At 68.1% G+C, this 23,342-nt stretch carries 24 protein-coding genes and 2 tRNA genes; 7 read left to right on the top strand and 19 right to left on the bottom strand.

The genetic code is table 11. The features are described from left to right. Positions 1–562: 562 nt before the first annotated feature. The 5 genes from ASG63_RS20555 to ASG63_RS20535 all read right to left on the bottom strand — a co-directional run bounded on the left by ASG63_RS20555 (position 563) and on the right by ASG63_RS20535 (position 7,049). Positions 563–640: transfer RNA gene (locus ASG63_RS20555), tRNA-Pro, on the bottom strand. Positions 641–743: 103 nt separating this feature from the next. After that, positions 744–3,956, bottom strand: coding sequence for an efflux RND transporter permease subunit (locus tag ASG63_RS20550; protein WP_056221009.1), 3,213 nt, complete (start codon positions 3,954–3,956; stop codon positions 744–746). Between the two features lie 162 nt (positions 3,957–4,118). After that, the gene (locus tag ASG63_RS20545) at positions 4,119–5,270 is read right to left on the bottom strand and encodes an efflux RND transporter periplasmic adaptor subunit (protein WP_056221282.1); all 1,152 of its coding nucleotides are present in this window, start codon (positions 5,268–5,270) and stop codon (positions 4,119–4,121) included. Positions 5,271–5,356: 86 nt separating this feature from the next. Continuing rightward, positions 5,357–5,680, bottom strand: coding sequence for a rhodanese-like domain-containing protein (locus ASG63_RS20540; protein ID WP_056221005.1), 324 nt, complete (start codon positions 5,678–5,680; stop codon positions 5,357–5,359). Between the two features lie 61 nt (positions 5,681–5,741). Then, positions 5,742–7,049 carry a glycosyltransferase family 4 protein gene (locus ASG63_RS20535; protein WP_056221002.1) on the bottom strand — a complete coding sequence of 436 codons (1,308 nt, stop codon included), beginning with the start codon at positions 7,047–7,049 and terminating at the stop codon, positions 5,742–5,744. A gap of 118 nt (positions 7,050–7,167) precedes the next feature. Here ASG63_RS20535 and ASG63_RS20530 point away from each other — a divergent pair, with 118 nt between their 5' ends. Next, positions 7,168–8,037 (top strand): MBL fold metallo-hydrolase, encoded by an 870-nt coding sequence (locus tag ASG63_RS20530; protein ID WP_056220999.1) that lies wholly within the window; start codon positions 7,168–7,170, stop codon positions 8,035–8,037. A gap of 77 nt (positions 8,038–8,114) precedes the next feature. On the opposite strand, the gene ASG63_RS20525 is transcribed toward ASG63_RS20530, so the two are convergent. Continuing rightward, complete coding sequence (locus ASG63_RS20525; RefSeq protein WP_056220996.1) at positions 8,115–8,819, bottom strand: glutathione binding-like protein; 705 nt, start codon at positions 8,817–8,819, stop codon at positions 8,115–8,117. A gap of 184 nt (positions 8,820–9,003) precedes the next feature. Here ASG63_RS20525 and ASG63_RS20520 point away from each other — a divergent pair, with 184 nt between their 5' ends. Then, a complete protein-coding gene (locus tag ASG63_RS20520) occupies positions 9,004–9,237 on the top strand; it encodes a hypothetical protein (RefSeq protein ID WP_056220993.1) in 234 nt (77 codons plus the stop codon). 41 nt (positions 9,238–9,278) lie between these two features. Continuing rightward, positions 9,279–9,470, top strand: coding sequence for a hypothetical protein (locus ASG63_RS20515; RefSeq protein WP_056220990.1), 192 nt, complete (start codon positions 9,279–9,281; stop codon positions 9,468–9,470). Between the two features lie 330 nt (positions 9,471–9,800). Here ASG63_RS20515 and ASG63_RS20510 read toward each other — a convergent pair whose 3' ends face one another. The 3 genes from ASG63_RS20510 to ASG63_RS20505 all read right to left on the bottom strand — a co-directional run bounded on the left by ASG63_RS20510 (position 9,801) and on the right by ASG63_RS20505 (position 11,080). Continuing rightward, on the bottom strand, positions 9,801–10,100 hold the full coding sequence (locus ASG63_RS20510; protein WP_156394288.1) for a hypothetical protein: 300 nt from the start codon (positions 10,098–10,100) through the stop codon (positions 9,801–9,803). Between the two features lie 148 nt (positions 10,101–10,248). Continuing rightward, positions 10,249–10,398 carry a hypothetical protein gene (locus ASG63_RS25670; RefSeq protein ID WP_156394287.1) on the bottom strand — a complete coding sequence of 50 codons (150 nt, stop codon included), beginning with the start codon at positions 10,396–10,398 and terminating at the stop codon, positions 10,249–10,251. A gap of 139 nt (positions 10,399–10,537) precedes the next feature. Beyond that, on the bottom strand, positions 10,538–11,080 hold the full coding sequence (locus tag ASG63_RS20505; protein WP_056220984.1) for an NUDIX hydrolase: 543 nt from the start codon (positions 11,078–11,080) through the stop codon (positions 10,538–10,540). A gap of 126 nt (positions 11,081–11,206) precedes the next feature. Between ASG63_RS20505 and ASG63_RS20500 the strand changes: the two genes are divergently transcribed. The 3 genes from ASG63_RS20500 (at position 11,207) to ASG63_RS20490 (ending at position 12,035) form a co-directional block, all read left to right on the top strand. Further along, on the top strand, positions 11,207–11,389 hold the full coding sequence (locus ASG63_RS20500; RefSeq protein ID WP_056220981.1) for a hypothetical protein: 183 nt from the start codon (positions 11,207–11,209) through the stop codon (positions 11,387–11,389). A gap of 220 nt (positions 11,390–11,609) precedes the next feature. After that, positions 11,610–11,686 (top strand) — tRNA-Pro (locus tag ASG63_RS20495). Positions 11,687–11,723: 37 nt separating this feature from the next. Continuing rightward, a complete protein-coding gene (locus ASG63_RS20490; protein ID WP_056221279.1) occupies positions 11,724–12,035 on the top strand; it encodes an ETC complex I subunit in 312 nt (103 codons plus the stop codon). 314 nt (positions 12,036–12,349) lie between these two features. Here the strand turns inward: ASG63_RS20490 and ASG63_RS20485 are convergent, their stop codons facing one another. From ASG63_RS20485 to ASG63_RS20440, 10 genes are all read right to left on the bottom strand, one after another. Next, complete coding sequence (locus ASG63_RS20485) at positions 12,350–13,921, bottom strand: SpoVR family protein (RefSeq protein ID WP_056220978.1); 1,572 nt, start codon at positions 13,919–13,921, stop codon at positions 12,350–12,352. A gap of 106 nt (positions 13,922–14,027) precedes the next feature. Next, positions 14,028–15,329 carry a YeaH/YhbH family protein gene (locus ASG63_RS20480; RefSeq protein ID WP_056220974.1) on the bottom strand — a complete coding sequence of 434 codons (1,302 nt, stop codon included), beginning with the start codon at positions 15,327–15,329 and terminating at the stop codon, positions 14,028–14,030. Between the two features lie 106 nt (positions 15,330–15,435). Beyond that, a complete protein-coding gene (locus tag ASG63_RS20475; protein ID WP_056220971.1) occupies positions 15,436–17,382 on the bottom strand; it encodes a PrkA family serine protein kinase in 1,947 nt (648 codons plus the stop codon). A 198-nt stretch (positions 17,383–17,580) separates the two neighbouring features. Continuing rightward, entirely contained in the window at positions 17,581–18,027 is a 447-nt protein-coding gene (locus tag ASG63_RS20470) for a hypothetical protein (RefSeq protein WP_056220968.1), read from the bottom strand. A gap of 133 nt (positions 18,028–18,160) precedes the next feature. Continuing rightward, the gene (locus ASG63_RS20465; protein WP_056220965.1) at positions 18,161–18,691 is read right to left on the bottom strand and encodes a MerR family transcriptional regulator; all 531 of its coding nucleotides are present in this window, start codon (positions 18,689–18,691) and stop codon (positions 18,161–18,163) included. Between the two features lie 7 nt (positions 18,692–18,698). Continuing rightward, positions 18,699–19,019 carry an integration host factor subunit alpha gene (locus ASG63_RS20460; protein ID WP_056220962.1) on the bottom strand — a complete coding sequence of 107 codons (321 nt, stop codon included), beginning with the start codon at positions 19,017–19,019 and terminating at the stop codon, positions 18,699–18,701. A gap of 116 nt (positions 19,020–19,135) precedes the next feature. Next, a complete protein-coding gene (locus tag ASG63_RS20455; RefSeq protein WP_056220957.1) occupies positions 19,136–20,143 on the bottom strand; it encodes a beta-ketoacyl-ACP synthase III in 1,008 nt (335 codons plus the stop codon). Positions 20,144–20,171: 28 nt separating this feature from the next. Next, positions 20,172–21,206: a phosphate acyltransferase PlsX gene (plsX, locus tag ASG63_RS20450; RefSeq protein WP_056220954.1), complete on the bottom strand. Its 1,035-nt coding sequence runs from the start codon at positions 21,204–21,206 to the stop codon at positions 20,172–20,174. Positions 21,207–21,393: 187 nt separating this feature from the next. Further along, positions 21,394–21,918, bottom strand: a complete 525-nt coding sequence (locus ASG63_RS20445; protein WP_056220951.1) for a YceD family protein — start codon at positions 21,916–21,918, stop codon at positions 21,394–21,396. After that, on the bottom strand, positions 21,915–22,514 hold the full coding sequence (locus tag ASG63_RS20440) for a ubiquinol-cytochrome C chaperone family protein (RefSeq protein ID WP_156394300.1): 600 nt from the start codon (positions 22,512–22,514) through the stop codon (positions 21,915–21,917). Before ASG63_RS20440 ends, ASG63_RS20445 begins: the two co-directional genes overlap by 4 nt. Before the next feature lie 238 nt (positions 22,515–22,752). Between ASG63_RS20440 and ASG63_RS20435 the strand changes: the two genes are divergently transcribed. After that, on the top strand, positions 22,753–23,250 hold the full coding sequence (locus ASG63_RS20435; protein WP_056220949.1) for an outer membrane protein assembly factor BamE: 498 nt from the start codon (positions 22,753–22,755) through the stop codon (positions 23,248–23,250). Positions 23,251–23,342 lie beyond the last annotated feature (92 nt).

Below are 23,342 nucleotides of genomic sequence, written 5' to 3'. Positions count from 1 at the left end.
GCTGGTGGTCAGGTCGGAGGCGTGTGCGTGGCTCGGACGACCTGATCGGGCGATCCGGATACTGGAGATCGGGGTCAGGTGTGGCGGGGAATACGTGTCTCACCAAAGCAACGGCCTCCCCATCCGAAGGTCGGACAGGTCGAGGGCGACCGCTGCGACTGTCTTAGCCAAGTCGCGTCGTGTTTGTGTGACGCCATTCGTGGCAAATTTCCGATTGGAGTCCCACCTACTCACCGACGACCGGCCCGTCGTTCTCCCCGGGGCCGGGGACGGCCAGGGACGGGCGGTGACGCCCGCGGGCGGCGCGCCGGGAGGAGTGAGAGGGCCAAGCTTGCGCACGAGTCAATCCGCCGGTCGCGCCTCGCGACGAGCGGCGGCGGCCGTCCTCTCGCGAGGCGCGGGGCGGCTGACGATTTCGTGTTTGCGGGGGGGCTGCCGAGACCGGGAGAGCGCAGGGCGCGTCGCGCGATCACCGCGCCGAGGCCGGCATCCGGGCGCTCCCGCGGCCGGTCATCGATGGTCAGGATGCTGGACATCTCATTGTGGGGGCAATGAGCTCAAATGGTCGGAGCGAGAGGATTCGAACCTCCGACCCCTAGTCCCCCAGACTAGTGCGCTAACCGGGCTGCGCTACGCTCCGACGCCCCTCGCGGGGTGAGGGGTCTTTAGCTTTCCGGTTTGCGGGGCGCAACCCCAAAACACGAAGCCCGGATGCGAGGTTCGCATCCGGGCTCGGGTCGGTCTCAGGCGTGGGAGGGCGCCGGGTGCGGATCGTGCTTGTCCGGCGTGGTGTTGTGCGGGTCCTTGCCGCGCTTCTTGGCGAGCCAGATCAGGAAGTTCCGGATCACCACGTAGAAGACCGGGGTCAGGAAGAGGCCGAACACCGTGGCGCCGATCATGCCGAAGCAGACGGCGGTGCCGAGCGCCTGGCGCATCTCGGCACCGGGGCCGGTGGCGATCACCAGCGGCACCGTGCCGAGGATGAAGGCGAAGGCCGTCATCAGGATCGGGCGCAGGCGCAAGCGGCAGGCCTCGACGGCGGCGGCCACGGGGCCCTTCCGCTCGGTCTCCTCCAGCTGGTGCGCGAACTCCACGATCAGGATGGCGTTCTTGGCCGCCAGACCGATCAGCACGATCAGGCCGATCTGAGTCAGGATGTTGTTGTCCTGGCCCCGCAGCTGCACCCCGAACAGGGCCGCGAGCACGCCGGTGGGCACCACGAGCAGGATCGCCAGCGGCAAGGCCCAGGATTCGTACTGCGCGGCGAGCACGAGGAAGACGAGGAGCACGCCCAGCGCGAACACGTAGATCGCCGTGTTGCCCGCGGCCTTCTGCTGGTAGGCGATCTCGGTCCAGTCGTAGGCGTAGCCGTCCGGCAGGTTGTCCTTGGCGATGGCCTCCATGGCGTCGAGGGCCTGACCGGTGGAGATGCCGGGCTTGGCCGTGCCCTGGACCGGCACCGAGTAGTAGAGGTTGAAGCGCTGGACGATCTGCGGGCCGGTGATCTCGCGGATCGTGGCCAGCGTCCCCATCGGCACCAGGGCGCCGGTGGAGGAGCGGACCTTCAACTGCTCGATGTCCTGCTTCGAGACGCGGAACGGGGCGTCGCCCTGCACGCGGACCTGATAGATGCGGCCCAGGGTGTTGAAGTCGTTGACGTAGGCGCCACCGAGCGCCGTCTGCACCGTCGAGAACACGTTGCCGAGCGGCACGTTGAGCATGCGCGCCACCGTGCGGTCGATGTCGAGATAGAGCTGCGGCGTGTCGTTGCCGAAGGTGGTGAACACCCGCTGCACGTCGTTGCTCTGGTTCGCCTTGCCCAGCACCTCGCCGACCGCGCCGAGGAGCGGGCCGATGGCCGAGCTCTGCCGGCTCTCGATCTGCATCTTGAAGCCGCCGCCCTGGCCGAGGCCGCGCACCGGCGGCGGTGGGATGACGATGACGCGGGCTTCCTGGATGTCGGCGGTCGCTTTGATCACCTCGTTGGTGATCACCGCCGCGCTCCGCCCCTGGCCCGCACGCTCCTTGGCGCCCGCCAGGGTGATGAACATCACGCCCGAATTGGTGGTGTTGGTGAAGGTCGCGCCGTCGAAGCCCGCGATGATGACGGTGTTGGTCACGCCCTCGATCTTGCGGGCCGCCGCCGCCGCCCGGTTCACCACCTCGGTGGTGCGGTCGAGGGAGGCGCCCGAGGGCAGCTGCACCACGCCGATGAGGTAGCCCTGGTCCTGGTCCGGGATGAAGCCGGTGGGGGTCGTCTGGACCAGGTGGAGGGTGGCGGCGATGACGGCCGCGTAGACGAGCAGCATCGCGATCAGCCCGACCGCGTAGTTCGTCAGGCCGTAGATGATCCGCCCATAGGTGTTCGAGAGCCAGTCGAAGCCCTTGTTGAACATGTCCGCCAGCCAGGCGACGAAGCGGAAGAGAAAGAACTTCGGCTTGGCGTGCGCGTGGTGGGGCTTCAGGAGCAGCTTGCAGAGCGCCGGCGACAGCGTCAGCGAGTTGAACATCGAGATGATGGTCGAGGCCGCGATGGTCAGCGCGAACTGCTTGTAGAACTGGCCGGTGATGCCGGGAATGAAGGCGGTCGGAATGAACACCGCCGAGAGCACCAGGGCGATGGCGATGACGGCGCCGCCGACCTCGTCCATGGTCTTGTGCGCGGCGTCGCCCGGCGACAGGCCCTCGGCCATGTTGCGCTCGACGTTCTCCACCACCACGATGGCGTCGTCGACCACGATGCCGATGGCGAGCACGAGCCCGAACAGGGTGAGGTTGTTCAGGGAGAACCCGAAGGCCGACATGGCCGCGAAGGTGCCGACCAGCGAGACCGGGATCGCGATCACCGGGATGAGCGCGGTGCGCCAGCTCTGGAGGAAGACCAGCACCACGATGACGACGAGGCCGACGGCTTCGAAGAGCGTCTTGTAGACCTCGTGGATCGACTCCTCGATGAACTCCGTCGGGTTGTAGGCGATGCGGTACTCGATGTCCGGCGGGAAGTTCTTCTTGAGGTTGTCCATCACCTTGCGCACCGACGCGGCGGCGTCGAGGGCGTTGGTGCCCGGGCGCTGGAAGGCGCCGATGCCGATGGCGGGCGTGTCGTTCAGGAACGAGTTGGTGGTGTAGTCCTTCTGGCCCATCTCGACGCGGGCGATGTCCTTCACCCGGACGAGGCGGCCGTCGGAGGCCTTGACGATGACGTCGGCGAATTCCTCGGGGCTCTGGAAGCGCCCCTGCGACTGCACGATGAGTTGGAAGGCCTGGCCCGTCGCGGCCGGCGGCGAGTTCAGGGCGCCGGCGGCCACCTGCACGTTCTGCTCGGACAGGGCCGTGATGACGTCGGAGGTGGTCAGGCCGTAGGCCGCGAGCTTGTTCGGATCGAGCCAGACGCGCTCGGCGTACTCGTTGCCGCCGAAGATGGTGATGTCGCCGACGCCGTCGAGGCGCAGGAGCTCGTCGCGGATGTTCAGGTAGATGTAGTTGGCGAGGTAGTTCTGGTCGTAGGTCTTCTTCGGCGACAGCAGGTGCACCACCAGCATCAGGTCCGGCGAGGCCTTGCGGACGGTGACGCCGAGGTTGCGCACGTCCGGCGGCAGGCGCGGCTGGGCGACCGAGAGGCGGTTCTGGACGAGAACGTTCGCAATATCGAGGTTGGTGCCGACCTTGAAGGTGACCGTCAGCAGCATGTTGCCGTCGTTGGTCGACAACGACGTCATGTAAAGCATGTTGTCGACGCCGTTGACCTCCTGCTCGATCGGGGTCGCGATCGTCGCCGCCACCGTCTCGGCGTTGGCGCCGGGGAAGCTCGCACGCACGGTCACGGTCGGCGGCACGATCTCGGGGTACTGCGCCACCGGCAGCGACAGGTAGGCGACGTAGCCGAGGATCAGGAAGACGATCGACGTGACCGACGCGAAGATCGGCCGATCGACGAAGAAGTGGGCAAAACGCATCGCTTGAACCTCTCGCCGCATGCGGCCCGCACGCGCGGGTTCGAGTCGGCACCGTTTCTTCGTCCGCGGTCTGGTGGCCGCTCCCCGGCCGTGACCGGTCGGGGATGATCCTCGTAGGGGCTGCGCCTGCCTCGGGGCTCACCCGTCAGGTCATAGTGGGCGTCAGGTCTTGCTGGGCGGCAGGGTAGAGGATTCGGCCGCCACCTTGGCGCCCGGACGGACGCGTGTGACGCCGTTGACGACGACGTTCTCGTCGCCCTTCAGCCCCTCGCGGATCACCCGGTAGCCGTCGACCTTGGGACCGAGCTTGACCTCGCGCAGGGACACCGTGCCGTCGTCGGCGACGATGTAGACGATGCGCTTGTCCTGGTTGGCCGAGACCGCTTCGTCGGGCAGCAGGATGCCCTGATAGGGCTTGGTGGCGGGCAGCGAGACGACGCCGAACAGGCCGGGCTTGATGAACCCGTCGGGGTTCTCCACGGTGGCGCGCAGCAGCACCGTGCCGGTGGCGTTGTCGACCCGGTTGTCCACGAAGTCGAGGGTGCCCTTGCGGGTCGGCTTCGCCTCGCCGGTAAGCGCGATCAGGATCGGGACGCCCTTGCCCTTCTGGGTCTCGCCCATGCCGATTCCGAGGCTGCCCTGGTACTTCAGGAACGAGCGCTCATCGACGGTGAAGCCGAAATAGATCGGGTCGAGGGAGACGATCGTCGTCAACAGGGTCTGGTCGGTGATGACGATGTTGCCCTCGGTGACCAGGCGCCGGCTGATGCGGCCCGAGATCGGGGCCTTCACCTCGGTGAAGTCGTAGTTCAGCTGCGCCTGGCGCAGCTGCGCGTCGGCGCTGTCGACATCGGCCTGCGCGGTCTGGGAGGCCTGCCGGCGCTGGTCGGTGACCTGCTCGGAGATGTTGCCGGACTTGCTCAGCGTCTGGGCGCGGTCGAGGTCGGTCTGCGAGAAGTTCAGCCGGGCCTTGGCCGAGACCAGGGCCGCCTGGGCCTGGTCGAGGGCCGCCTTGTAGGGTCGCCGGTCGATGACGAAGAGCAGGTCGCCCTTCTTCACCGTGGCGCCGTCGGTGAAGTTCAGCTTCTCGAGGTAGCCGGTGACGCGGGCCCGGACGTCGACGATGTCGACGGGGTCGAAGCGGCCCGTATAGGTGTCGGTCTCGACGATCTCGCGGACCACCGGCTTGGCCGTGGTGACCTTCGGCGGCGGTCCGCCCGGGGCCTGGGCCTGGGCGGGGGATACGAGGACCGGCGCGACGAGCGCCGAAGCGACCAGTCCGACGATCGGAAGAAAACTGAAGATCGAGCGCATGCGCATATGGTTATTCCCTACGATGCGCCAGCTAGAGGTCCGCCGCGACCTATGTCGTGCGCTGCCACACATGCTCCGCGCATGCCTCAGACCTCAACCGGTTCGCCGGAGCCTGCCCAATCCTTGAATCCGCCCCGGTAATGCGCCTCGATCGGCAAGCCGGCGTTCTGGGCGGCTGCCAGCGCGTGAACCGAGCGTACGCCGGACATGCACGAGAAGACCGGTGTCCGGGCGTCCTCGGCAATCAGCGCCGCGAGGGTCCCCGGGTCGAAGGTCGAGAGCGGATGGGTAACTGCGCCGGGGATGTGTCCTTGTTCGAATTCATGCGGCTCGCGCACATCGATCACCAGCATGGACTGGTCGGCGAGGCCGGCCTTGATCGCATCCCGGTCCAGGTCGACAACCTTCATCCGTCTGTCCTCTCTCGCACCGTCCCGTGCATGGTCGGTCACTGACGGATGTTCTTAGGCGTCAGTCGTCAGGACGGCAAATGGTGCGTGCCAGAACCGCCTCGACGGTCTCGAAATGCGCGGTCCAGCTCGGCAGGTCGGTGTCGGCCGTCCGGCATGCGAGCGCTTCGCGAAGCGTGGAGCCCGGCACCGAGAGTTCTTCCACCGCCTGGCGCCAGCCGGGTCCGTCGAGGGGATCGAGGAACCGCGCGAATCCGGCACCGATCTCCCGGTGGACGGCAAGGTCCGAGGCGACGACCGGCAGGCCCGAGGCCGCGGCCTCGACCACGGGCAGGCCGTACCCTTCCGCGAACGAGGGCATCAGCAGGGCGGTGGCCGAGCGCAGCAGCGCCGCGAGGCCGTGGCTCGACAGGCCGCTGACTTCGGTCACGTGCGTGCGGATGGCGGGGCACCGCTCCAGCATGTCGATGATGTTCTCCGCCTCCCAGCCCCGTCGGCCGACCAGGACGAGGCGGGGCGTTTCGGGCCCGTGCCGCTCGGCGAGGTCGCGCCAGAGATGCAGCAGCGCCAAGTGGTTCTTGCGCGGCTCGATGGTGCCGCAGGCGACGAAGGTCGGCTGCGCGGGCGTGAAGGACGGTCCCTCCCCCACCGGCCGGAACACCGGCTCGACCCCGAGGAGTGCCGCCGTCACGGGCGGCGTCGGCCGCCCCAGCGCCGCGCAGTATACGGCGAAGCGCTCGCCGACGTCGCGGGAATTGACCAGCAGGTGCGCGGCGTGGCGGGCGACGGTCTCCATCCGGACCCGGTGCCGCTCCGCCTCCCCGGGCCGCCCGTATTCCGGATAGTCGATGGGGATGAGGTCGTGGACGAAGAAGACGGGCCGGACGTCGCGCCGGTCGTAGAGCCAGTCGAATCGGCCGGGCTTGTCGAGGCGCAGGTGCGAGCTGTGCAGGTAGACGGTCCCGGCCGGCAGGATCTCGGGGCCACGCGCGCGAAGGGTCGTGGCCGCCGTCCGGGCCTGGATCCGCCGTCGGTCCCCGATGCCGCCGCGCTCCGGAGCCCCGGCCGCCGTACCCCTGTCGTCGCTCGTCGACCCGAGGGTCGACGCCAGCCGGCGGTAGACCGGATCCTGCGTCGCGTCGCGGTCCTCGACCCAGGCCGCCGCCACGGCCTCGACGATGCCGAGCGCCTCCGCCCGGGCCAGCACGCGCGGGCCGAACGCCGTCGAGACCAGGCCGAAGCGGTCGCCCGGCTGGGCCAGGACGTGCCGGGCATAGGCGAGGTCGACCCGGTCGATCCCGCTCGGGCTCGGATGCCGCAGGCGGGTGATGAGACGGGTCAGGTCGAAGGCGAGGCTCGGGACGGGCATGATCCTCCGGTGGCGTTCAGGTGCGGTGCCGTATGGCCGGTCTCCGCCTCGCGCCTATATGCGCACGCCTCAGCCCGAGGCTACCCGCGGCCGACGCCGCCAACGAGAGCAACGCTTCGTGTCTCCCGGATACCTGCCCTTCGCCGGCGCCCTCGACCTTCCCGCCTATACCTGTGACAATTGCGGGTTCTGGCAGCGCCATTTCGATCGCCCGCCGGCCTGCCCGATGTGCCTCGATGCGCGCCACGTGGTACCGCAGAAGGGTTGGCAGTTCTGGACCGAGCGGGAAGCGCAGGACCGGTTTCCCTGCCATTGGGAGGAATTGGAGCCCGGCGTGTGGCGGTTCTGGAACGATCCCGTCTCGGGCATCGGGCCCAGCGCCTATCTCGTCCAGACTCCGGCCGGAAACATGGGATTCGAGGCCTGCCCGGTTTTCAGCGAGGCCGCTCTCCAGCACATCGCGCGCCTCGGAGGGATGCAGGTGCTGTCCTCCTCGCACCCGCATGCCTACGGCGCGCTGGTGCAGCTTCAGGACCGCTTCGATCCGGAGCTGTGCTTAGCCGCGGCGGACTTCGTCTGGAGCGCGGCGCTGCAGGTGTCCTGGCCCTACGACGATTTCCTCGAGCCCCTCCCCGGCCTCGAACTCCATCGCACGGCCGGCCACTTCGACGGCCACGCGGTGCTGTTCGATCGCGGGCGAAAGATCCTGTTCTGCGGCGACGCCCTGAAGTTCGAGCTCGACCCGCAGGATTTCCGGCGGGCGCTGACCATCTCGGCCCACAAGGCCTTCGTGCGCGGGGTGCCCCTGACCACGAACGAATTGCGGCGCTACCGCGACGTCTTCGCCCAGCTCGACTTCACCCAGACCTGGACGCCCTTCGAGCCGGCCGCCAATTGCGGCCGGGCCGAAGTGCTGGCGCTGATCGACGGCATGCTGGCGACCCGCCCGCACGCCGCCCCGGTGCCGCTCGACACCCTGAGGCGCTGAGGACCCGGGCAGGCCCGATCCGATCGATCCCGCCGGGAGAGCGGATCGGAGCGCGCCAGGGCGCCCCCCGGTCCGGGTCAGCCGCGCGTCGCGGCGGTCTGGCCGAACATCACCTTCTTGGCCTCCTCGCTCAGGGTCTTCCCGAAATCCGGGTTGATCTCCGGAGCGCGGGCATAGGCGGCCTTCGTCCCCGGGCGCTCGGCGATCGCCCGGAACCAGCGCTGGAGGTTCGGGAAATCTTCCAGGCGCTGGCCCTGCTTCTCGTAGGGCACGATCCAGGGATAGCAGGCCATGTCGGCGATCGAGTAGTCCGCGCCAGCGACGAAGGGGCGGTCGGCGAGGCGACGGTCGAGGACGCCGTAGAGACGGTTGGTCTCCTTGACGTAGCGGTCGATGGCGTAGGGCACCTTTTCCGGCGCGTACTGGGTGAAGTGATGATTCTGGCCGAGCATGGGCCCGAGGCCGCCCATCTGCCAGAACAGCCATTGCAGCACCTCGGCGCGGCCGGGCACGTCCCCGGCGATGAAGCGCCCGGTCTTCTCGGCGAGGTAGAGCAGGATCGCGCCGGATTCGAACAGCGAGACGGGGGCGCCTCCGCCGGCCGGTGCGTGGTCGACGAGCGCCGGCATGCGGTTGTTCGGGGCGATGGCCAGGAAATCCGGCTTGAACTGGTCGCCCTTGCCGATGTTCACCGCCTTCAGGGTGTAGTCGAGCCCCGCCTCTTCGAGGAACATCGTGACCTTGTGGCCGTTCGGGGTCGGCCAATAGTACAGATCGATCATCGCGGTCTCCGTGCTGCGCGCCGGGGCTCGGTCCGGTCGCGTCGGGCCCGAGGTGGGCCTCGGAGGAACGGGGGTCAAGCCGGGACGGAGGATGGCCGCGGTCGGTCGTTCAAATGCGCCGTAGTTTCACAACGGGGAATTCAGGGGACCGTGGTTGCCTCGCGGGAAATGAGGGAGCGACGGCATGGTCAGCGCAATTTCGGCGAGCAGCGGCGGGCTTCTGGCGGCGACTCAGCGCTACGCAACGGCCGCCGAGGGGATCGCGATCCTCGGCACCAGCCTGCCGAGCGCGACCCAGGTCGATCTCTCGACCACCGCCGTCCAGCTCATGCAGGAGAAGGCCAATATCGGGATGAACACCGCCATCCTGAAATCCACGCTCGATTCCGAGCGCCGGGTCCTCGACATCCTCGCCTGAGCCGCGGCTCCCCCTCGCGCATTTCCGGAGGATCGACGCCCATGACGATCACCGTTCCCCTCATGCAGGTCGGGATCATCCGCGCCACCGAGATCGTGCATGGCGCCCGGAACGATGCGGCGCGACGCCACGAGGCCGAGCCGCGCACCGTTTCCGTCGAGGTGGATCGGGCACGGGATGCCGAGGGGGACGTGGTGGGCCGCCAACGCCGCATCGTCGACGTGCGGGTGTAGATCGTCCCGCCGCGCGAGGTGCGGCCAAGGCTCGCGACGGCCAAGGCTCGCGGGCGCAAAGGCTCGCGGGCGCGCCCGGGTCCGCGGGGATGGACCGTTTCGATGCCCGCAATCTCCGATCCGTTCGATCCCCGCAGGACGCGCGTCAGCTGGGGTCCTCGTCGTGGCGGTGGGCGCCTCGCTCCGGTGGGCGCGTCTTGCCCGGCCGTCCCTGCGGTCTCAGGGCCTTCCCGATGTCATCAGGGGGATGTCCGAGGCCTCACGGATCGCCAAAGGCCTTGGATCCTCTCGCTGGATTTAAAAGTCTCAGGAAACAGGCGCGGGACTGCCTCAGGCCGCCTTGGAATTGCGGGCGGGGCGCTTGGCATCCGTACCGCTCTCGCGCCCCTTGGCGGCGATGTCGCGCAGCATCTTGACCATGGCGTCCGTCTGGTCGTCCGTGTCTTCGTCGAAGGCCACGTCCGTGTTCCAGGCGTCGCCCCGGCGCAGCATGATGACGGCCCCGGCCGCGGCGGCGCAGAGACTGGCGCTCAGGGGGGCACCCATCACGGCGGTCAGGATGCCGTATGGCAGCAGCAGAACCGTCGAGATCATGCCACCGCCCATGGCGGCCAGTAAAATCAAGAACATCGATCGACCCTCGTCCAACTTTCAATAGCACGGTTCGATCGCGGCGATGGCTTTGGTTGCTGTCATCGTGACCGCCGCGTTAACGTTCGGGGTCGAATGCGCACTGTGTTCGCGAGATCTTGTTCGGCCGTCCCGCCGGTAATGCCCGTCAGGACCAGACGCGCAGGATGATGAGCAAGCCGACCGGTACGACGAACATCAGGGCGATCGCCCACTGGATGTCGTTGCGCGCGCGCTTCACCTCGCCCTCCAAGGCGTCGATGCGCGCCTCCAGGGCGCGGTATCTCGCGTCGCTCATGCCCGGCTCCGTCGATTCGGCTCACATCCGCGTTGTGGCGGGGCTGCACCGCTGCTGTCCAGCGATGGGCGCCCAGGCGGCCTGTCGGGCGACACGATGTTCCCGCCGGGCCAGGCCGGGTCTGGTGCACGGCCTCGGCTCATGGGCCGGCCAGGGCCATCAGCATCAGCCCGACATGCCCGGCATTGGCGATTTGCCCAGACAGAGCGAGGTGTTTGGCTTCCTGGCGCGAGACGAGGACCACCTCGATGTCCTCGGTCGGCTCCGGATGGGACGCGCCAGGACGGACGCCCGTCGCCCGGATGAGATGCAGGCGGTTGGCATAGCGCGCCGGGTCGACACTGAGCGTGGCGAGATGGGCGAGCGTCCCGCCGGAATATCCCGTCTCTTCGCGGAGTTCCCGCGCACCGACTGCCACGGCATCCGTGTCGTGAGCGTCCATCACGCCTCCAGGAAGCTCGAGGCTGATCCCCTGGAGCCCGTGCCGGTATTGTCGGACGAGGATGACGCGATCGGCTTCATCCGTCGCGAAAACATGGACGAAGTCGGCAAACTCGAGAACGTAATAGGGCGCAATCGCCACGCCGTCCGGCGTCGAGCAATCATCCGCTCTGAGGCTGATCCAGCGATCTTGGAAGACGTGTCCCGATCGGTGAACCGTCCAGCGCTTGTCGCTCGCCATGCCTGATCCCCTTCCGCGGCCGGGCGGCCATGATTCTGCCTGTCCGGGGGCTTCGCGATGGAACCCGTCCGGCACCGACAGCGATGTCTGCGTAAGGTCCATCGTCAGGCTTGCCCAGGAGCTGCCATGTCGTCCCAGTCCGCTAAGCCGTACCGCATCGGCGTCCGCCCTGCGCCCGGCAACCGGTCCCGATACCTCTGGACGATCTACGGCACGCAGACGATGTTCTACGAGGCCTCCCAGACGGAGCATGCCTCCGTGGAAGACGCCCTCGCGGAGGCGAATGCGCGGCTCTCCGAACTGGCTTGACCGGTCGGCGGCCCTGACATTCAGGAGCCTGTCGTAGCTCGATCCCATCGTAAGAGGCCGCGAAGCTTCCTTCGCGGCGTCCGTTCGGGCCGTGAGAACACTCTGCCGGGTTGGACGCCGTGCATTGCACGTGGCGGAGCCGTCGATTGCCGACGCCGGCGCATGATTCAGTTGCCATTTGCCCCCCGAAACCGTACGTCCCCTCTACGCGCAAGCGTGTCGGGGTGTAGCGCAGTCTGGTAGCGCATCTGGTTTGGGACCAGAGGGTCGTAGGTTCGAATCCTATCGCCCCGACCATCATTTCCGCCGAGGCTCCCTGGAGTTGGACGACCCGATGTCGAGCGCCCGCATCTACCAGCCCGCGAAGGATCCGACGCAGTCCGGGACGGCGCGGGCGAAGGCCTGGGTGCTGGAATTCGATCAGACCGCGCCGCGCGAGACCGACCCGCTGATGGGGTGGACCGGCTCGTCCGACATGCTACAGCAGGTCCATCTCGAGTTCGAGACGCGCGCGGACGCCGTGGCCTACGCGACGCGGGCGGGCCTGTCCTACCGGGTCGAGGAGCCGCAGAAGCCGATCCTGCGCAAGGGCCTGTCCTATTCGGACAATTTCAAATTCAATCGCACCGCTCCCTGGACCCACTGAGGCGCTGCCTCCGGCGCGTCAGAGCTGGATCAGGATGGTGACGGCACCGAAGATCAGGACGGAGCTGACCGCGGCGGCGAGTAGGATCAGGGCGGCGCGCGATTCGCGCAGGTCGTCGTTCATCATCGCCGCAGGCTAGCGCGGCTGGGGGCCGCCGCCAATCCTCTCATGAGCCGCGCTGTTGCGTGAGCCGTTAGGCCGCGACCGCTCTGTCATACCAAATCCTGTCCCCGGGGGCTGGCGGATTTCGGCTTCGCTCGAGCGCCGCGCCGGCTTGCCGATACGGGCGCCGCTTCGCGGAAACGCAGCCCGGATCAGAAGAAGATCGGCCGCGCGCTGGCATGGTGCTCGGCCAGCACCGCGTCGTTGGCCGGATCGATCTCCTTGAGAACCGCGTCGTAGCCCCAGAGATCCGCCAGGTGCTGAAGCACCCGCTTGGCATCGTCCTTCTGCAGGGTGATGCGATTCAGGGCGCGGTGATGCACGATGAGGCGCCGGTCGCCTTCGAGATCGACGTCCACCACCTCGATATCCGGGTCGAGCCACGCCACGTCGTATTGCCGGGCGAAGGAGCGACGCATCTTGCGATAGCCGCGCTCGTCGTGGATCGCCTCGACGTAGAGCTCCGACTCGTCGGGGTCATCGACCACGTGGAACAGGCGCATGTCGCGCATGAGCTTGGGCGACAGGAACTGCGCGATGAAGCTCTCGTCGCGATAGTTCGCCCAGATGTCGCACAGGGTCGCCATGGCGTCGCCGGTGCCGGCAATCTCGGGGAACCACGCGCGATCCTCCTCCGTCGGCTGTTCCACGATGCGGGCGATGTCCTGCATCATGGCGAAGCCGATGGCGTAGGGGTTGTGGCCATTGTAGCCGCGCTCGTTGTAGTTCGGCTGGCGCACGACGTTGGTGTGCGACTGCAGGAACTCCAGGTAGGCCGCCTCGCCGATCAGGCCCTTCTCGGACAGGGCATTCATGATCCGGTAGTGGCAATAGGTGGCGCAGCCCTCGTTCATCACCTTGGTCTGGCGCTGCGGATAGAAGTACTGCGCCACGAGGCGGACGATGCGCAGGATCTCGCGCTGCCAGGGCCGCAGGCGGGGGGCCGCCTTCTCGAGGAAGTAGAGGATGTTCTCCTGCGGCAGCTCGAGGAGCGCCTTGCGCCGCTCCGCCGCGATGTCGGGACGCCCGGCGGCCGCCTTCTGAGGCAGGGTGCGCCAGAGGTCGTTGTAGATCTGCTCGCCGTGCTCGGCGCGCTCGCGCTCGCGGCGCTGCTCCGAGGCGAGGTCGGGCCGCTTCTTGCGCGGATAGCGGTGGACGCCCTGGCTCATCAGCGCATGGGCGGCGTCGAGCACGGCCTCCACCGCGGCATGGCCGTGGCGCTCCTCGCAGCGCGAGATGAAGCCCTTGGCGAAGTCGAGATAGTCGAGGATGCCTTCCGCATCGGTCCACTGCTTGAAGAGATAGTTGTTCTTGAAGAAGTGGTTGTGGCCGAAGGCGGCGTGGGCGATGACCAGCGTCTGCATCGTCGCCGTGTTCTCCTCCATGATGTAGGAGATGCACGGGTCCGAGTTGATGACGATCTCGTAGGCGAGCCCCATCATGCCGCGCCGGTAGCCGGCTTCGTGCTGGGCGAAGTGCTTGCCGAAGGACCAGTGCTTGTAGAACAGCGGCATGCCGATCGACGCGTAGGCGTCCAGCATCTGCTCGGCGGTGATGATCTCGATTTGGTTCGGGTACCACGACAGGCCGAGCGCCCGCGCCTCGACCTCGCAGGCGTCATGGATGCGCCGGATCGTGTCGAAATCCCAGTCGTTGCCCGTGAAGAGCGGCTCCTGGCTACCGGAGATCCGCTGGGGCGTGGGGCGGATGATGCTGCCGACCATACGATTTACGCCTTCCTCGAAGGGTCCGTGCTCGAAGGGTCCGTGCTCGACGGGGCCGTGCTCGAAGCGTCCGGGTCCCGCTTGGCCATGCCCCGTCTCGCCAGGTTCAGGCCTCGGCTTCCGCCCGGGCGTCCTTGCGCCCGAACAGCTCGCGGAAGACCGGGTAGATGTCGCGGCGGTGATTGACCTTGCGCATGGCGATGGGTGCGCCCGTCTTCGCCAGGCCCTCGTAGGTCCGCCACAGGGTGGTGCGATGCTCGACGAAGCCGGCCCGCGGGCCGTTCTCGTCGCCGACCTCCAGATAGGCGAAGTGCTGGCAGGCCGGCAGGATGTGGGCGCGCAGCAGCTCCGTCGAGGTCGGGCCGTCGCTCGACACGTTGTCGCCGTCCGAGGCCTGGGCGGCGTAGATGTTCCAGTCGTTGGGATCGTAGCGCTCGGCGATGACGCGCTTCATCTCCACCAGCGCCGAGGAGACCAGGGTGCCGCCGGTCTCGCGCGACCCGAAGAACGTCTCCTCGTCCACCTCCGTCGCCTTGTCGGTGTGGCGGATGAAGACGATCTCCACGTGCCGGTAGCGCCGGGTGAGGAAGATGTGCAGCAGGATGTAGAAGCGCTTGGCCAGATCCTTCATGTGCTCGGTCATCGAACCCGAAACGTCCATGAGGCAGAACATCACCGCCTGCGCCACCGGGCGCGGATAGGTCTCGAACCGGCGGTAGCGCAGGTCGAGGGGGTCCACGTAAGGGATGCGCTTGGTGCGCTCGCGCAAGCCCGAGAGCGCCAGGAGCAGGTCCGGCAGGTCGGGATCGCTCGACGGCATCGCGGCGATGCGGGCCTCCAGGGCGGCGATCTCGTCGGGTTTCGGCCGCTTGAGGGCGATGCGCCGCGACATGGAATTGCGCAGGGTGCGCGTCAGGGCGAGGTTGGCGGGCGAGCCCGAGATCGTATAGCCGGCCCGGCGAAGCCCTTCGGTCTCCACCACCGAGAGCCGGCGCTTGGCGAGATCGGGCAACTCGAGATCCTCGAGGAAGAGCTCGAGAAACTCGTCGCGGGTCAGGACGAAGCGGAAGGCGTCCTCGCTGTTCTCCGAGCCCTCGCCGCCCTCCCCCGAGCCCTTCCCGCCGCCGCCCGACGGCGGGCGCTCGATCCGGTCGCCCTCCACGTAGGTCTTGTTGCCGGGCAGGATGTGGTCGTGCAAGCCGGTGCCGGACTGGCGGGCGAAGCGCGGCTCGCGAACCCCATCGACCGGCACCGAGACGCGGCCGTCCTTGCCGAGATCCTTGATGTCCTTTTCCCGCGCGGATTCCCGCACGGCCCGCTGGGCCACGTCCTTCACGCGGCGCAGGAAGCGTTGGCGATTGGCGAGGCTCTTGCCCCCGGGATTCAGACGGCGGTCGACGATGTGCATCCGATGTGTGTGCCTTCGCCCTCGAGACCAATGTGGGATCGGCGGAGCGGGGCGACCACCCGTGGCGGCCGCCCCGTCACCGTGCGGACAAGGCTCGGTCGATGCCCTAGCCCGCCTGCTTCACCCGCATGTACCACTCGACCAGACGGCGGACCTGCCGCTCGGTGTAGCCGCGGGCCACCATCCGGTCGACGAACTCGCCGTGCTTCTTCTCCGTCTCGCCGTCCTTCTTCGAACCGAAGGAGATGACCGGCAGGAGCTCCTCGACCTGGCTGAACATGCGCCGCTCGATGACCTCGCGCAGCTTCTCGTAGCTGGTCCAGGAGGGGTTGCGCCCGCCGTGCTGGGCCCGCGAGCGCAGGGCGAACTTCACCACCTCGTTGCGGAAGTCCTTCGGATTGGCGATACCCGCCGGCTTCTCGATCTTGGTGAGCTCCTGGTTCAGGAGTTCGCGGTTCAGAAGCTGCCCGGTCTCCGAATCCTTGAAGTCCTGATCCTCGATCCACGCATCGGCGTAGTCGATGTAGCGATCGAACAGGTTCTGACCGTAGTCGTGGTAGGATTCGAGGTAGGCCTTCTGGATCTCGTGACCGATGAACTCCGCGTAGCGCGGCGCCAGCTCCGTCTTGATGAATTCCAGGTAGCGCTTCTCGGTTTCGGGAGGCAGCTGCTCGCGCCGCAGGGCCTGCTCCAGCACGTACATGAGGTGGACTGGATCGGCCGAGACCTCGGTCGTGTCGTGGTTGAAGGTCGCCGCCATCACCTTGAAGGCGAAGCGGGTCGAGATCCCGTCCATGCCCTCGTCGACGCCGGCGGCGTCCTTGTACTCCTGCATCGAGCGGGCGCGGGGATCGACCTCGCGCAGCGACTCGCCGTCGTAGACCCGCATCTTCGAGAAGGCGTTGGAATTGGCGTGCTCGCGCAGGCGCGAGAGCACCGAGAAGCGGGCCAGCATCTCCAGGGTTCCCGGCGCACAGGCGGCGTCGGACAGTTCGGAGCCCGAGACCAGCTTCTCGTAGATGCGCTGCTCCTCGGTCACACGGAGGCAGTAGGGCACCTTGATGACGTAGATGCGGTCGATGAAGGCTTCGTTGTTCTTGTTGGTCTTGAAGGTCTGCCACTCGGACTCGTTCGAGTGGGCCAGGATCACGCCGGTGAACGGGATCGCACCGATGTTTTCCGTGCCGACATAGTTGCCCTCCTGCGTCGCGGTGAGCAGGGGGTGCAGCATCTTGATCGGCGCCTTGAACATCTCGACGAATTCGAGGACGCCCTGGTTCGCCCGGTTGAGCCCGCCGGAGTAGGAGTAAGCGTCGGGATCGGCCTGCGAGAGCGTTTCCAGGCGCCGGATGTCGACCTTGCCGACGAGGCTGGAAATGTCCTGGTTGTTCTCGTCGCCGGGCTCGGTCTTGGCGATGCCGATCTGGCGCAGGCGCGAGGGGCGGACCTTGATGACCTTGAACTTCGAGACGTCGCCGTTGAACTCGTCCAGTCGCTTGAGGGCCCAGGGGCTCATCAGGCCCGTAAGTCGTCGCTTGGGGATGCCGTAACGCTCCTCGATCTCGGAACCCATCGTTTCGGGGTCGAACAATCCGAGCGGACTCTCGAAGACGGGCGAGACCTCGTTGCCGGCCTTCAGCACGTAGATGGGGTGCGTCTCCATCAGGGCCTTGAGGCGCTCGGCTAGGGAGGACTTGCCGCCGCCAACGGGGCCGAGCAGGTAGAGGATCTGCTTGCGCTCCTCCAGCCCCTGTGCCGCGTGGCGGAAGAACGAGACGATCCGCTCGATCGTCTCCTCCATGCCGTAGAACTCGGCAAAGGCGGGATAGACCCGGATCGTGCGGTTCATGAACACGCGCCCGAGGCGCGGATCCTTCGCGGTGTCTACGAATTCGGGCTTGCCGATCGCCTCGAGGATGCGCTCCGCGGCGGAGGCGTACATCAACGGTTCGTCGCGGCAGGCTTCGAGATACTCGGAGAGGCTCATCTCCGTATCGCGACGCGCCTCGTAGCCACGGGCGAAGCTCTGGAACAGGTCGTTCGTCGACGGCATAGGCTTTCCGATCCCCTCACGACAGCGACAGCTTCATCCTGTCTCGCCTTGGATGCAACTGACAGGCCCAGTTTTGTCGCAGCGCATTCACGACGGAACTTGGGCGTGGGATGCGTGCCACAGTGCACCAGGCGGCCCTGCCATTCGGGTTCGGTGTCGGAGCCGCGGATGGCAGACCACCGCGGCCCCGGGGGAGGCTCACAGGTCCGTGGAATCCTTCTTCGCCGCGTCCGGCTTGGTCGCGTCGGGTTTGGCGGCGCCGACCGTGATCTTGATGTTCTGGGTCTGGACGTTCCCGTCGGAATCCTTGACGTCCACCGTCACTTCGTCGCTGCCGGTGAATCCGTCCTTGCTCTGGTAGAACACCGCCTGCACGGCGGCCTCCTTGCTGGGGCAGCGGTACTTCGCCGGGGTCTTGATCTTGCCGACCTTGGTGATCAGCGAGCCGTTCTTCGGCGCGCCGCTGACGCGGATCTCGGGCATCGGGCCGGTGGAGCAATCCTTCTTCAGGTTCGGCACGATGGCAAGGCGCACGCTCTTGCCGCTGGCGGCGGTCTCGCTGCGGGTGACCGTGGTCTGCGCCAGGGCCGGCCCCGCCAGGAGGGTGCCGGCGGCCAGGAAGGTGAGGGAACGGGCGAGCAGCATGCGGGACGAACTCCGATCACGCCGGGCGATCCGCGCGGGACGCGGTGGATTCGGCCCGGCTGCAGCGGATGTGGGGATCGCAGGCGCGGCCGTCGAGTGGGCGTTCGCCCTCCCCGCGATCACCGCTCCGCCCTCAGGCGTCGCCGATGGGTTCGGGAGGCAGGCGCAGGCCCGCCAGGGCGGCGCGGCATGCCCGGAGGTCCGCGAGGGCGTCCGCCAGGACAGCCCGCTGCGCGGCGGTGAGGCCGTCCCCGGGGGCGAGGTCGGCCGCGGGCGCCTCGTGCTCGGCATCCTGGAGCGAGGGGGCGGCCGCCACGGCCTCACCCCGGCCCACCGACTGGACGAAGCGCAGGCCGCGTTCCCGCAGGACCCGCTGGGCGCCCTTGATGGTGTAGCCCTGCCCGTGCAGCAGGTGCTTAATGCCTTTCAGGAGGTCGAGATCGTCGGGCCGGTAGTAGCGCCGGCCGCCGGCCCGCTTGACCGGGCGGATCTGCGTGAAGCGCGTTTCCCAGAAACGCAGGACGTGCTGGGGCACGTCGAGCTCGTCCGCGGCTTCCTTGATGGTGCGGAAGGCGCCCGCGCTCTTCTCGGGACCCTCACGCACGGCCGCCTCCCCGTCGCGAGAATCGGATTTCGGGTCTTCGATCCGCGCGGCGAGGGACATTGCGGGCCTACGCGTCGTCGTGCTCGGCCGCGCCGTTCAGGCCGTTGATCCGGGCCTTCAGCACGTTCGAGGGCTTGAACACCATGACCTGGCGGGGCTCGATCGCCACCTCGACACCGGTCTTCGGGTTGCGCCCGACCCGACGGCCCTTGCTGCGCACCACGAAGGACCCGAACGAGGACAGCTTCACCGTCTCGCCGCTGGCGAGGCAGGCGCAGATCTCGGACAGCACCGTTTCGACCAGGGCGGAGGACTCAGTCCGCGAGAGGCCGACCTGCTGGTAGACGGCCTCGCTCAAATCGGCGCGTGTGACCGTCTTTCCCGTCATGCGATATTCCCCAAGGCGATTCGAGTTTTCTTAGTATCTCTATGATTGCGCACGCTAATCGGCGTTCAGGCCGGGGTCAACAGTGCGTGAGGCCCCGTTTCGGAAACCGGTCGCGCCTACCAGCGGATGAGGGCCGCGCCCCAGGTGAATCCGCCGCCGATCGCCTCGATCATCACGAGGTCGCCGGGCTGGATCCGGCCGTCCTTGCGGGCGACGTCGAGGGCCAGGGGGATCGAGGCCGCCGAGGTGTTGCCGTGCCGGTCGACGGTGAGGACCACCTTCTCGCGGGCGATGCCGAGCTTGTCGGCCGACGCCTCGATGATCCGCCGGTTGGCCTGGTGCGGCACGAACCAGGCCAGATCCTCGGCCGTGGTCCCGGACGCCCGGAAGGCGTCGTCGACGACGTCGGTCACTGAGCCGACGGCGAAGCGGAAGACGTCCTTGCCCGTCATCCGCAGATGGCCGGTGGTTCCGGTGGAGCCCGGGCCGCCATCGACGTAGAGTTTTTCGCGGTGCCGTCCGTCCGAGCGCAGGCTCGCGGTGAGCACGCCGCGATCGGCGCTGGTGCCCTCCCCTTCCCGGGCCTCCAGCACGACCGCCCCGGCGCCGTCGCCGAAGAGCACGCAGGTCGTGCGGTCCTCCCAGTCGAGGATCCGCGAGAAGGTCTCGGCCCCGATGACCAGGGCACGCTTGGCGCTCCCCGTGCTCAAGAACTTGTCCGCGGTGGTCACGGCGTAGACGAATCCGGCGCAGACGGCCTGGACGTCGAAGGCGAAACCGCCGCGCAGGCCCAGCGCCGCCTGGATCTCGGTGGCGGTCGACGGGAATGTGTGGTCGGGCGTCGAGGTGGCGCAGATGATGAGGTCGATGTCGTCGGCGCCGAGGCCCGCCTCGTCGAGGGCCGCCCGGGCGGCGCGCGCGCCGAGGACGGAGGTCGTCTCGGTGGCATCCGCGAGGTAGCGCTGGCGGATGCCGGTGCGCTGCACGATCCAGTCGTCGGAGGTGTCGACGGTGCGGCTGAGCTCGTCGTTGGTGACGCATCGGGCCGGCAGGGCGGAGCCGCAGCCGACCACGACGGAGCGCAGGACCTTTCCGGAATGGGCCGTCCCGGTCGTGACCGTCATGGGGCCGTCCTTCTGTGCGCGGATCGGCTCATGACGCGACCGCGGCCGGCGTCAGGTCGAGCATGTCGCGGATGGTACGCATGAGGTCGTGCCGGGCCATGTCGTGGGCGAGGTCGACCGCCGCCGCGAAGCCGTGCGCGTCCTCGGAGCCGTGACTCTTGATGACGATGCCCTCGAGACCGAGGAACACGCCGCCATTGGCCCGGCTCGGGTTCATCTTGTCCCGCAGGGCCTTGAAGGCCTGGCGGGCGAAGAAGTAGCCGATCTTGGCCGAGAGGGTCCGGCTCATGGCGGCGCGCAGGTAGCTGCCGATCTGCTTGGCCGTCCCCTCAGCGGTCTTCAGGGCGATATTGCCGGTGAAGCCCTCGGTGACGACGACGTCCACCGTGCCCTTGCCGAGGTCGTTGCCCTCCACGAAGCCGTGATAGGCGAGGTTCGGCAGGTCGGTCTCGCGCAGGTAGCGCGCCGCTTCCTTGACGGCCTCGTTGCCCTTCATCTCCTCGGTGCCGACGTTGAGGAGGCCGACGGTCGGCCGGTCAAGGTCGAACACGATCCGGGCCATGGCCGAACCCATCACCGCCATCTCGACGAGGTGCTCGGCATCGGTGCCGATGGTGGCGCCGACATCGAGGACCACGCTCTCGCCGCGCACCGTCGGCCAGAGGCAGGCGATGGCCGGGCGCTCGATGCCCGCCAGGGTCTTCAGGCAGATCTTCGACATCGCCATCAGGGCGCCGGTATTGCCGGCCGAGACGGCGGCATCGGCCTCGCCGTCCTTCACCGCCTGGATCGCGCGCCACATCGAGGACTTGCCGCGCCCCGAGCGAACGGCCTGGCTCGGCTTCTCGTCCATGGAGATCGCCATCGTCGTGTGGCGGATCTCGACAGCGCCCTTCAGGCGCGGCTCGGCGGCCACCAGTGGCGTGAGGATTGCCTCATCCCCGAACATCAGGAACGTCATCTCGGGATGGCGCTCGCGGGCGATGGCGGCGCCGGGCACCACGGTCGTGGGGCCGTGGTCGCCGCCCATGGCGTCGAGCGAGATGCACACTCTCTGGGACATGGTGGGTGGCCGGTGGCCTCTGATCGCGGAAGGAACGGCCTCCCGGCGGGAGGCATCACGGTGGGCGGGGTGGCGGCGGACGACCGGCCCCCTGCCCGGCGGGGCGGAAAATAGCGATTGAGGCCCGGTGGGCAAACGAAATCTGAGCGTTTCGCCCAAAGCCTGTCCGATGTGCCGGTCGCGGATCTCAATCGTTGGCGGGCTTGAGCCCGCGCAGGGCCGCCAGCGGCGGCTCGTCCAGATCCTCGATATGGGGCTCGAACGCGACGCCGGGCTTGCGCGGATAGGGGTCGAGCCCGAGCGCCAGGAACTCGCCCGTGATCGCGCCGAAATCGATCTTGCCTCCCACGATCGGGTCGGGGACGTCGGCATCCTCCGCGTCGGTCCCCGCGAGCCGGTCGGTGTCCGTGAACAGCAGGTCCACCGGCTCCGAGACCGGCCCCTCGAAGGGCTCCAGGGACACCGTGCAGACCTGCGTCACCTGCGCCGTCACCGTTCCGCGCACCCGGAAGGCCGAGGGTGGGCCGCTCGTCTCGAAGGTGCCCACGAGGTCCCGGATGGCCGGGATCTCGAAGTCGGCGGCCAGAGCGGCACACTCCTCCGGGCTCGCGGTGACGACGAGCCGCCCATCGCTGCGGCGCAGGCGGTCGACGCTGACGATCCGCGCGAGCGGTCCGGTCTCTCCGTGACGGGGCGTATCGTGGCGGGTCATGGGACGATCCGTGTCGTGGTGCCGTCCGGTCCGGCCGGGGGAGCGGCGAAGGATTGCGGCGGCGGGAATGCCGGGCCGGTGGCGATCAGCCCGTCGAGGTCGGTCCGGGCCAGGGCGACATCGCTGGCGAGGACGTAGCGGGCGAGGCCGGCCGCCGCCGCCGGTGCGCCGACCCCGAGGACGTTGCGCGCGAGCGCTGCCGTCAGCGCCGCCGTATCCCCGGCATCGAGGGCGGCATCGTAGCCCTCGGCCCGGCCGTAGAAGGCGGATCCGAGCTTCTTCATGCGCTTCGGGACCCCGAAATCGCCGATGCCGGATTCCCGAAGGGACGAGTCGAGCTGCAGGAACACCGCGTTCACGAGGTCCTGGGCCACGTCGGCCGCCGGTTCCGGCAGGCGGTTCAGGCGGCGCAGAACCAGGATGACGTGCAGGATCAGGCACTCGAACCGTCCCTCCAGCGTGTCGGGTACGCCGAGGTGGAGGTAGAGGTCCGGTTGGCGGGCCGCCTCGTTGATGCGCCCGTGCAGCGTCTCGATCACCCGCTCGCGCGGGCTCGACCGGCCCCAGGCGCGGAGCCGGTCGAGGAGCCCCGTCATCATGCGCATCTCCCGGGCTCGCCTGGCGCGAAGCCGGCGCGGACGGCCGGCGGGTGTGGCCGGGCTTGCCTTGTCAAAACCATAACCCCGCGTTACGGCAGCGAACGGTCAAGGTGCAACCTCCATCGGGATACTTCTTGCCTCGGTGTCGGGTCGGGATCGGGGCCGCAAGACACCGTCACGGAAGACGCCTTCCCGGAAGTCGCGTCCAGTTTCTCACTGTCAGCAAGGGTGGCCGATGTCGCGCCGTCTCGTCTCGTCGCTCGCTCGCCTCGCCGTCCTCGGCGTGATCGGTGCCGGTGTGTCCGGCTGCATCGGCGAGGACATCCGCCACGGCTACCAGATCGACCAGGCCGCCCTCGCCACCGTGAAGCCCGGGATGAGCGCCGAGCAGGTGCTGCAGATCCTCGGCACGCCGTCCACCGTCTCTACCGTCGGCAACAAGTCGTGGTACTACATCAGCCAGAACACGCGCCGTACCGTCCTGTTCCTCGGCGAACGGGTCGAGGACCAGAAGGTCACCGCCGTCTATTTCAACGGCGCCTTCAAGGTCGAGCGCGTGGCGCTCTACGGCCTGCAGGACGGTAAGGTGTTCGACTTCATCGAGCGGACCACGCCGACCAGCGGCGCCGATCGCGCCTTCCTCAGCCAGCTCTTCCGCGGCCTGACCAAGTACGAGCCGTTCGGCAGCGGGTCCGGCACCAGCGTCGTGCCCGGCGCCAATCGCGGTCTGTAGGCATCGCGGTCCACCCCTCGGGAACCGAGGGGCTGGGCGACCGGCCGACTGAGGGGGCGCGCGTGTGGCGCGGACCGTGAATGGCTCGCCCG

Source organism: Methylobacterium sp. Leaf94, assembly GCF_001426045.1.
In the GTDB taxonomy this organism is placed as follows: Bacteria; Pseudomonadota; Alphaproteobacteria; order Rhizobiales; family Beijerinckiaceae; genus Methylobacterium.
The sequence above is the reverse complement of the archived record's forward strand: the minus strand, read 5'-3'. Positions and strand labels throughout refer to the sequence as shown.